Below are 10,327 nucleotides of genomic sequence, written 5' to 3'. Positions count from 1 at the left end.
GCTCACTGTTTTTTTTTACGATTTAATCCCAATTTTTGTAAGGCGTTACACATGGCTGTTCTACCCACCCAATTTCCAGTCTTCTGGGCAAATAACTCACACAATTCTAGTAAGGTTGCATCGGGATGTGCTGCCACTATTTCCCTCAAAGAAGCTGTGGAATTATTCAAATGACTGTATCTCGGTTTACCCCTGGATTTCGGCTGTAAATTCCCCTCGATTTTTTGTTGCTTGACCAGTTTTGGAACTAAGCTTTTACTAACGGAAAATATCGCTGCTGTTTTTCTAATCGACAGCTTCTGATCTTGATGGGCTGCTACTATTTTTGTTGGTAAATCTACTGAATATGCTTTCATTGGTGTATTTTTTAATCTATTTTTATTGTACCTCATAACACCCGGAAGTGCTGTAAGCTGATACGCAGCTATACTGTATAATATAAATATAAATTAAGGGATAATTAGTTGTAATATATGCCAGCTCAAAACCATCTATCTCAAAATAAAAAATAGAGACTTATTAAAATACTAAAAGAGTCTGATGATAATTACATGAGGGAAAAGGTTCTCATTTTATTGCTAATTAATGACGGAAAAACTTATCAAGAAATTAGTGAATTTATGGAAATTGCTTACACAACAGTGGCTTATTGGTCAGTTCATGGCGATCCGGATAATTTGGATAGTTTTTTAGATAAAAGAAGCCCAGGAAATTTTCGCAAAGTCACTCCAGAGTATGAACAAATATTGATAGATACAATCGATAAAGCTCCGGAAGAATATGGATATGAATTTGGGAGATGGACGGCAGCCAGATTAGCAAAATATTTAGAAAAAGTCACAGGAATTAAATTGAGTGGTTCCCAAATATCCCGGATATTACATAAAAAAAATACGTTTACATTTGGGCTAAATACAGCTTAAAATCCAAACAGAATCCCCTTGAAAAAGAAGTATTTAAACAGAAATTATCGGAGTATTTAAGAATAACTAAACAAACACCAGAGCTTTTACAGGTATGGTAAAGGGCGTGAGAGTGGATTCAGTTTACGAGTGATAAGAAGAAAAAATTGGGGTAAAAAAGGTAGTCGAAAAAAAATTACATATCAAAGGGAAAGAGGCAGAGTAAATATCATGGCTGGGTTGAGATATTATGACAAAAAAAGGTTAAATTTTGTGATAAAAAGAGGAGACTCGAATACATTTTATGAGCAAATTAATGCTTTAAATGATTCGATAGTTCAAGAGTGGAGAGAACTGGGCAATCAAACTGAAAACTTTGCCGAATCTGGAATGAAGATTGTAATCATTTTAGACAATGCGAGTTTTAATAAAAAGAAAGATATTTTGAGCCAAATCTCAGCCGAAATGCCTCAGATTATTTTAGAATTTTTGCCGCCTTACAGCCCCGATTATAATTTGATTGAATTGGTATGGTATTCAGCAAAAGAATATATAGCACATCGACTGTTTAAGTCAGTATAAGAATTGTCTGATTTGCTACATAAATTATTAAATGAAGGAGAAATGGTTATTAAATGGGATCGAAAAATCAAAAACAAAGGCAATGCTATTTTATCCGGTTTAGCTGCGTAGCAGCTTAGTTGTTAGTTGTTAATTTGTTAGGAATGAAAAATAAACAACTTGCATAATTCAACCCCAGAAGCCTTGATCCAAGGTAAACTATTGCTCTATTAGTCACCTTATTTATTTTTCATTCCTTAGTTGTCAACCGTCAACCGTCAACCGTCAACCGTCAACCGTCAACCGTCAACCGTTAACAGTCAACCGTCAACCGTCAACCGTCAACAAGATTATGAATTTTGGCGGCAAATCCCGAAAACGGAGGTGTAGCCGTGCAGAAATGTGCTGCCGCCCACGGGGCCGATTTCGCCGTTGCAGAAAAAGCCGCTCAGGGGAATGTTTTTGATGTACCTGCCGAACAGTTTCGAGTCAAAGTTCGATTGTCCGTAAAGCCCTTCGCCGCGCCCCAGACAAGAGAACATCAATGCACCTGCGCTAGATGTACCCCTGTACTCAGCATCCCGCTGATAGCGATCGAGCAGCAGTTCTAGGTCTTCTGCGGAGGTGCGCGCGTCCCGCAGGTGGAATTGGATGCGCTGTCCGGGACGGACTCGATCGCCGATCGCAATTGCTCCCACTTTCGGATCTACCCCTAACAAATTTCGGATTAAAAAATCTCCGGGCTCTAATTTAAACTTGAATTCATCGCTGACTAAGCCGACAAATAACGAGTGCTGCGCTAATTCTCGGTCTGCTTCGCTCAAAGTTTGAACTAACTCTCGCAGGGCCTCTAAGGGCGATCGCTCGATGCCCCCGCTGCCGATATCGTCGGTTTGTTCTTCGAGTTTGAGCACAATATTGCGCTCTCCTTCCGTCACCCGATAAGGATGCCCGATCGGTCTGCAGCCTTGAGCGACAATCGTTTCTAGAACTATATTTCCGCTCAAAGCCACTCCCACCGTTCCTTCTCGGTAAAGCTGATAGTCGCAAAACAGCGCCGCGCCCCTGCCCGCACCGTCGCCGCCGGCGAGTCCCCCTACCTTCGGTGCACCCGGATAGGCATAATCTAGCCCTTGCAGCAAATCGTTAATTTTTGCCGAAAAGGGGTCGGCCAAAATGATAAACTGCGGTTCTTCGCGGGCCGGCACGCCCAACAAATCCACCCAAGTATCCGGCGGACTGTCTAAGTCCGGCAGTTCCTCTGCACCGACGTGAAATGTTCTGACGCTCACTCCAGGCAAGCGGGCAAGACAGAGACTGACTGCTGGAGAACCCTCCACTTCTTCGGTCTCACCGCCTCGACCGGTACCGATGACCCCTCCCCCGCCGCAGCCGAGAATCGCAGGCACTGGCAGTAATTCTTTGAGTAAAGGCATCAGCCGAGAATACTCGCTGGCAAAGGCAGACGAGATAAAAATCAGCGCTAAATCGGCCGGGCCTTCTAATTCGCGATCGGCTTTTTCTACAACTTCTTTCAAGGCTGATTCCAAAGACGGACGGGTTGATAAGGCGCTGACCCATTGCATTTGGTTTTGCTTGTCCATAGGGCGAAAATCTCTATAAAACTATGTCTATACATTAGGCTAACCGGAACTTGCCTCTGGCGGGACGCTATTGTTGGTTGATCGACTCTCCCCCGATCGCCGTTCTTGTGTTAACATAAGTTAACATGAGTCTTAAATCAATCTGTTTAGTGTTAAATTCCGTCTTCAGCTAAATCTTAAAAGATCAAGCTCAATACAGTTTGACACGACAATTTCCTGTAATGTTTTCATCAAAAGTCAGGTGGGCTCGACCTGCATTGATGCCTGTGAACTAAAATCCGCCGATCGGCTAAAATAAAACAGGAAGTAGAGACGGCTGCTGCGATCGCAGTTTATGGATGGGTTTGATCGGGCTGCAACATCAGCACATCTCAAGCTAGTATTAGCTGAGGTCGCCAGACTGAAACTGCAAATCGAACACAAGCTCACATCCAAAAAAGAAAACCTTTCTTACTCAAGAAATTTATGACAACAACACCCGCAGGCAACATCCAAGAACAAATTGAAGAAGAACTAGAAAGCGCTCGTACCGTCTGTGACGTCAAGGGCGCAACTTCGGGCGAATGCGCCGCAGCGTGGGACGCAGTTGAAGAACTGCAAGCAGAAGCTTCCCACCAAAAGCAAGTCAAACCTAAAAATTCCTTTGAAAAATATTGCGATGACAACCCTGACGCTGCTGAATGCCGCATCTACGACGAATAAACGAGCAATTTAGCTCCTTGTCTTCCCTCCCGCACCAAAAACTACATTTTGGTGCGGGATTCTTTTATAGCTTGATTAACTATACCTTTTTGCCAAATAAGTGCTATACATAACTCCCTCCCAAAAAACCTTGTAAAGGAGAGCTAGGACTTCATCTATAGCAAGTATTTAGTCAACTCCCCAAGAATACCCGGTGGTTGAAACCGCGTCTAGAGGAGACTTTACCAACCTGGTAGAGGTTGAAGACAAGACGATTAAAATTAGGTTATATTTTGGGATATGCCGAGGACGTTCGGCGAAGCTGTCGAGCCACCAACGAAAGTTTTTGTAAACCTCGTTTCAACCGCCGTCTTATCTTATCCCTGACTTTTGAGCATTTGTATAGTAGAATTTGTCACAAATAAGTGAGTATATTTTACCAAAGATGTTAAGTCTTTTATTGGCAGCCACAGGACCTTGGTTTCAACCACTTGTGTGGATGGATTACCGCTTGTCTGTGCTATTAACCATTTCGATCCCGCTCGTAGTGCTGATTTGGGCTGTTTTTGACAAAGCTGATGCGATCGCCCGTTTGTTGGTGATTTATTGGCGGGTAGCCAGTTTGTTGGCAATTACACTTTACCTGATGATGGCTGCTCTGCCTGTGAGCTTTGTCTCGTCAGTGATAGCGAGAGCCTTGATTCCTGCTTGTCTGTGGTTCTGGCAGGATTTAAACGACGAAATTGCCGATCGGCCTCAATCACCTTTGAAGCTCGCCTTTACAGCTTGGCGGTGGGCGATTACTGTTTTCAGCGGTTTGGGCGCTCTAGCTCAAATTGCCTTCTTAAACTGTGCCTTTAAATCTCAAATTCAAGTAATTGACGAACCTTTTTGCCGCATTTGGTTAGACCCGCCTTGGCTGTACAAGCAGATGTTTCACCCTAATCTCACACCTCAATTTTTGGGATTGTTGGGTATGACAGGTTTAGCAATTTATGTAATTTACTTGTCATACTTTGTATTAATTAAAATTGGCAAACAGGGGAGGTCAGCTACTGGAAATTAAGTAGATTTAAAGCAAATATTTGTCTCCTCCATTTCAGCTAAAATCTTCAACAAAAAAGTCAAAATCTCCTACTCAAAAAAATCGCATATACGAAAAATTCAACTAACAAGAGGGTGGCTGACGTGGTGATACCGCTAAAAATTTGATACCGTACCACGTACTCCTGTTGTGGATATCTAAAAATTTTAGACGAAGAGTTCCTGCTCCGGTTGCAAGTAAATCTCAAACTTGTAGGGCGAAGTCGAATTATCTCAAATCTCAAATTGACTGACATCAATGTTATTGGAAAAGACTGTGATGGATAGCAAAGAAGCATATTTACAGTGCTTAGAAAAGCTGATTTGGGCGATCGACCGCCTAAACGCAGAAGTAGAACCAACTGAACTCGCTCGGATTGCCGAACTGATAGTTCAGCCGATGACAGGATCGTGGCGTTTTTTTCACACTCCCGAACATATTTTTGAGGTAGGGGGAAAAGAAGACGCGATCGAGATTTTGGCCGCTTTATTTCACGATATCGTCTACGTGCAAGTCGATCGCAGTATTAACTTTAACGTCAGCTACTACATCACTCCGGTAACAAAAGAAGTCAACAAACAGCTACAAATTCGAGAGCAATCTGAACTGTCGGCAGATGCTACCTTCGAGATGGTAATGCAGGTATTCGGTTTTGTACCCGGAGAAGTGCTCAACCCCTTCTCAGGACAAAACGAATTTCTCAGCGCTTTGGTAGCAGCAAAAGCTCTAGAACCATTTCTCAAACGCGAGCAATTGCTTCAAATTGCAGCCTGCATTGAAGCTACAATTCCGTTTCGCCCCGCCGAGGGAAGAGTAACAGTCAGCCAGCGTCTTTACGACCGCTTGCAAGCAATAAATAGCCTGTTTAACCTCAGTTTGACTGACGAGGAAATGCGGGAAACTATAAAAAAAGCTGTACGCATTTCTAACCGGGATGTAATCAGTTTTTCTCACCAGAGTTCAGCCCATTTTTTGGCAAATACCTGGAATTTACTGCCGGAAACCAATCACAACCTCACCTGCTGCGGTTTTTACACGGTTCGCGACTATCGAATTGCTATCCTGAAAATGGAGGGTTTTCTGAGTTATCTCCAGCCAGAGGTGATTTTTCGGCAGTTTGAGGGATGTCCCGACGATCGCACCTATCAGCGTTGGGAAACTACTGCTAGATACAACCTGGAAATTGCCAAGCTTTATTTGGGCTGCAAACTAGCTGCTATCGCTCTGCTAGAAGCTCTTTCTTCGAGTTTGGGAATCGACGTTTCTCTGGCGATGATGATGGGAGAACTTCCAGATAGAACTGTCGGAGGCGTGCGCCTGGAAAGCTTTTTTCCAGAAATCGAGAAACCTTATAACCCTAAAAATAGTTTAGAATCGGAAGTATTAAATTTATTAGAAAATGGTAGGGCTAAAAGCAATTCTAATAGCGATTTAGAACACTCTCCGCTGGCGACGTTTGTAGTAAAAATTGTCGGCTTTGACGAAATGTGCTATCAGTGCGATCGAGCCAAGGAATTGTTTAAGCAAAATCTCGAAGCAGATGAGTTTATTACCGATTTTAACCCGATAGTTACAAAAATTGTCGTTGACTCAATTCTCAAGTTGTTTGAAAGTCGCAAATCTACTATCTACCGACACTACCAAATCATTTCTGAGTTAAAGTCCAAACCCCAGACCAATTTTCAGGAACGCCATTTTTTATCAAATGGTTGAGTCGCTCTAAATACATGGTAGCCGTTTTGTCTTCGCAATTAACAGCTAAAACTCGATCGAAACAAACTTGACCGGCCTTAAATTCGTGACGGCAATAATGTTCTAAACCTCGTTCAAAATCCGGCTGAGTTTGTAACTTGATTTCCCTGACTAACTCGGTTTCTCCGTCGAGGACTTCATAGATAGAAATTGCCTCTTTTTTGCCTTTGACAATTACTCTATCTAAAAAACGGATTTGATACTGTTCGGGATCGGTTAAATTTTCCAAAACTTTATCAGAAATTATTAACGATACTCCATATAATTTAGTGAGACTTTCCAAACGAGAGGCTAAATTGACATGATCGGAAAAAGCATCTCCCTGCATTCTCTGTGCTTCTCCGACTATCCCCACCATCATCTGACCGAAATGAACTCCTACACCTACTTGAATCGGTTGATATCCGCTGCGAAGCCGATAGACATTATATTTGTGAACTTGTTGCAGTTTAGCAATTCCACCTTTGAGTGCATCGTCAGCACCGTTTGGAAAAACTGCCATCATTCCATCTCCTAAATACTTGACAATAAAGCCGTGATTCTCTCTAATTGTTGGACTGACTTCTCGCAAGTAAGCATTAACAAAGTCAAAGTTTTGCTGTGGTGTCATAGTTTCAGAAAGCGAGGTAAAAGAGCGAATATCACTAAACATGACTGCCATTTCTTTGCTGACATGATTGCCTAATTCGATATCCACAATGCTTTCTTTTTTCAAAAATTCTAAGAAAGCATCGGGGAAAAATCGCCCGTAGGCGCTGTTAGTTTGCGATAAGTTGATGTGAGACTTAATTCTGGTTAAAAGTTCGTCTTTCGAGAAGGGTTTGGTTAGATAGTCGTTAGCGCCGAATTGAAATCCTATGATTAAATCTGACACTTGATTTTTCGCCGTTAACATCACTACTGGCAACTCGTGGGAGGGATATTTTTCCCTTAGTTTGGCGCAGACTTCATAACCCGACATTCTGGGCATCATGATGTCGAGAATGATTAAGTCAAAATGCTGTCCGCCTTCGAGGAGTGATAGGGCTTGTTCCCCGTTAGGTGCCTGAATAACGCTGTAATTTTCCAGAGAAAGATGATTGTTTAAAACTTGCAGGTTAATCGGATCGTCGTCAACTATCATAATTTTAAATTGTTCAACTTTTAATAGCGCGGCGGCTTGATTTACTGGATTAGGAGCTGGTTTATAAAAATTTAAGTCGCAGGACAAATAAGTTTGATAAATGTTATTGGGGAGTTGAAAATTTTTAGTTTCGGTTGTTATTTGCGGATTTATTACTGCTTGATTGGGATTAATTTGTTCGGTAGAAAAAGGTAGGGTAAAGGTGAAGCGGGAACCGATGCCGACTTGCGATGCTGCGTAGATTTTACCGCCGTGGAGTTCGACAAATTGTTTGGATATTGTTAAACCTAAACCGGTTCCTCCGTATTGTCTGACTGTGGAACCGTCGCCTTGTTCAAATGGCTCAAAAATGCGATCGAGCCGATCGCCCCGAATGCCTATTCCAGTATCGGAAACGGTAACAGCTATTTGAAAATTCGGGTCTGGCGGCAGGCGATTTGACGCGGGCACTGGGAGGAATTTTTGACCGTCGGTGGCTACAATTTCTGCTGATATTTCTATAGTGCCGCTATCCGTGAATTTGATCGCATTGCCAATTAAGTTGTAAAGGATTTGTTGCAAGCGGTTTTCGTCAGCCCAAGCTAAGGGCAAATCCGCAGGAATATTGTTAATTAACTGCAAGTTTTTAGTGCCGATTAAAAATTTGCTGACAGTTAGTACAACTTCGACAATTGACTTAATTCCTACACTGCGAAACTGCAATTCTAGTTTTTGATTTTTGAGTTGAGCAAAGTCGAGAATATTGTCAACAAGTTCGTTGAGCCGCCTGCCGCTGCTAACAATCATTGAGAGGTTATGCTGCTGAATTTCTGATAAAGTTCCGGCTGCGCCGTCAATCATTGATTCGGCAATACCAATCATTCCGTTAAGGGGAGTTCGGAATTCGTGGGAGGTGTTGGCTAAAAATTCGTCTTTTAGTTTGTCGAATTGTTGCAATTCTTGATTTTTATTTTCGAGGGCGACGAAGGATGTTTGCAATTGAGATACCATGCTGGTGAAGGATTTGGCGAGTTCTCCTACTTCGTCGGCGCGATCGAACTCTAGTTTCCGATCCCATTCTCCTCGGGCGATATTTTTGGCTGCTGCGTTTAACCCCAGAATTGGCCGCGCGATCGATCTAGCCGTAAAAATACCAATAATTGTTGCTACTATTAGCGCTGCCATGCAGAGTAAAATAGTGGTAGCAGTGCTAGCATTGATTTTTTCCATAAAATCGTTTTCTGGAATCACTATCACGACTAACCAATCAATGCCGCTGGGGTCTTTGTACGGCAATATCTGTACAAAATGCCGCTGATTTTCGAGTTGAAATTCTAGTTTTTGAGGCGGCTCAACTTGGCTTAAATTGAAATTACTAATGATGTGTTTAGCTGTGGCGTTAGTTAACGTATTTTTGCTATCAATTGCTAGCAATCGTCGAGCTTTGCCGTCAGTGTCGAGGGTGTAGGGTTTTTCGCTTGTCGAACTTCCCACTAAAGCGCCCGATCGCTCCATAATGAAAGTTTGACCCGATCGGCTAATTTTCATGTTTCCCAAAAAGTTTCCAATTTGGCTCAAAATCATGTCAACTGCCATTACTCCAACAAACTCACCTCGCTCGTCATAGCAAGGCTGAGCCGCTGTGATTCCCAAATCTCCATGAAAAAACGTATAAATGTCTGTCCAAACTAATTTATTTGCTGCGGTTGCACTGATGTACCAAGGACGAGTTCGCGCGTCGTATTTTGGTTCGTAACTCAATAAATTAGTGGGATTGCCTCGGCCATCTAAACCATAGAAAGAACGCCTAGGAAAGTTTTCTGTAATTTGTGCAATTAATTGTCCCGATGCTTCTCTGCGAACTCCGATATATTCACCTTGCTTACTGCCTAAATAGATTGCTCGCACCGAGGATAATATTTGCATCTCGTGCCAAAAGTAGCGCTGTGTTGCTTGCAAATCTGCTGGATGCAGCTTGCCGAGTTGTGCTGCACCTGCATTGAGTCGGGCGATGGTGTGAGGTTTTTCTAAGTAATTTGTGAGGTGCTCTTGGATGCGATCGCTAATTTCGGCCTGCAAGCTATTAACCAATTCTTGAACGGCTTTTTGTCCGTTAATGAAAGACAAATATCCTACTAGGCTGACTGCGGCGACAGTTTGCAGGACAAATGGCACTGTCAGCGCTAAACGGAGGGGCACGCTGCTGTAAAATTTTGCGATCGATCTGCTAATACTTTTCAATAACATAGTAAATCGCCTGGGTTCTCAGAGAAACTGCACAAATCGGCTGATTCTTGCTTTTGAGCGTAATTAATAATAGTTCCAGCTAATTGCCGATCGCGAATTGAGTCGAAATTAGCGACGCTGGATCGGTAATGCGATCGAAATCACCAAACCAAATGCGACAATTTCCCTGATAAAAAGCATTGTAGCTCATGCTAATAATCCGTGTTGCACAATGATGTCCTGGAAATTCACATAATTAGGTTCTGCATCGAGGAATGTTGAATCAAGTCTGTCCTCTACCCTCTTCCTTCTTTTCACCCTAAGCGAAGCCCTTATAGCCTTCTTCCTTCTTCCTGATGACATTGGACGGAAAGCTCGGCGGGGACAGCACTAACAACCAACAACTAACCACTAA

The 10,327-nt window shown here is 42.7% G+C and carries 6 protein-coding genes and 1 pseudogene; 4 read left to right on the top strand and 3 right to left on the bottom strand.

What is annotated here, in order from left to right:
* Window positions 1-2 precede the first annotated feature (2 nt).
* Complete coding sequence (locus QUA01_RS25890) at window positions 3-392, bottom strand: hypothetical protein (protein ID WP_333133256.1); 390 nt, start codon at window positions 390-392, stop codon at window positions 3-5.
* A gap of 126 nt (window positions 393-518) precedes the next feature.
* Between QUA01_RS25890 and QUA01_RS25885 the strand changes: the two are divergent.
* A pseudogene (locus QUA01_RS25885) lies at window positions 519-1,595 on the top strand (IS630 family transposase).
* Window positions 1,596-1,813: 218 nt separating this feature from the next.
* Here QUA01_RS25885 and QUA01_RS25880 read toward each other — a convergent pair.
* Window positions 1,814-3,049: an FIST signal transduction protein gene (locus tag QUA01_RS25880; protein WP_333133259.1), complete on the bottom strand. Its 1,236-nt coding sequence runs from the start codon at window positions 3,047-3,049 to the stop codon at window positions 1,814-1,816.
* Window positions 3,050-3,532: 483 nt separating this feature from the next.
* On the opposite strand from QUA01_RS25880, the gene QUA01_RS25875 reads away from it, so the two are divergent.
* The 3 genes from QUA01_RS25875 (at window position 3,533) to QUA01_RS25865 (ending at window position 6,545) form a co-directional block, all read left to right on the top strand.
* The gene (locus tag QUA01_RS25875) at window positions 3,533-3,769 is read left to right on the top strand and encodes a Calvin cycle protein CP12 (protein ID WP_194071272.1); all 237 of its coding nucleotides are present in this window, start codon (window positions 3,533-3,535) and stop codon (window positions 3,767-3,769) included.
* Between the two features lie 424 nt (window positions 3,770-4,193).
* Entirely contained in the window at window positions 4,194-4,814 is a 621-nt protein-coding gene (locus tag QUA01_RS25870) for a DUF3177 family protein (RefSeq protein ID WP_333093367.1), read from the top strand.
* 297 nt (window positions 4,815-5,111) lie between these two features.
* A complete protein-coding gene (locus QUA01_RS25865) occupies window positions 5,112-6,545 on the top strand; it encodes a hypothetical protein (protein ID WP_333093366.1) in 1,434 nt (477 codons plus the stop codon).
* Here QUA01_RS25865 and QUA01_RS25860 read toward each other — a convergent pair.
* A complete protein-coding gene (locus QUA01_RS25860; protein WP_333093365.1) occupies window positions 6,478-9,933 on the bottom strand; it encodes a response regulator in 3,456 nt (1,151 codons plus the stop codon). The two genes, QUA01_RS25865 and QUA01_RS25860, sit on opposite strands and share 68 nt — an antisense overlap.
* Window positions 9,934-10,327: the final 394 nt, after the last annotated feature.

The sequence above is a fragment of the Microcoleus sp. S36a_B3 genome, from assembly GCF_036700745.1.
Taxonomy (GTDB): Bacteria; Cyanobacteriota; Cyanobacteriia; order Cyanobacteriales; family Microcoleaceae; genus Microcoleus.
The sequence above is the reverse complement of the archived record's forward strand: the minus strand, read 5'-3'. Positions and strand labels throughout refer to the sequence as shown.

What these genes read in the sequence shown, in the direction of transcription:
- QUA01_RS25890 (WP_333133256.1), bottom strand. Translation starts at nt 392, where the DNA reads ATGAGGTACAATAAAAATAGATTAAAAAATACACCAATGAAAGCATAT.
- QUA01_RS25880 (WP_333133259.1), bottom strand. Translation starts at nt 3,049, where the DNA reads ATGCAATGGGTCAGCGCCTTATCAACCCGTCCGTCTTTGGAATCAGCC.
- QUA01_RS25875 (WP_194071272.1), top strand. Translation starts at nt 3,533, where the DNA reads ATGACAACAACACCCGCAGGCAACATCCAAGAACAAATTGAAGAAGAA.
- QUA01_RS25870 (WP_333093367.1), top strand. Translation starts at nt 4,194, where the DNA reads ATGTTAAGTCTTTTATTGGCAGCCACAGGACCTTGGTTTCAACCACTT.
- QUA01_RS25865 (WP_333093366.1), top strand. Translation starts at nt 5,112, where the DNA reads ATGGATAGCAAAGAAGCATATTTACAGTGCTTAGAAAAGCTGATTTGG.
- QUA01_RS25860 (WP_333093365.1), bottom strand. Translation starts at nt 9,933, where the DNA reads ATGTTATTGAAAAGTATTAGCAGATCGATCGCAAAATTTTACAGCAGC.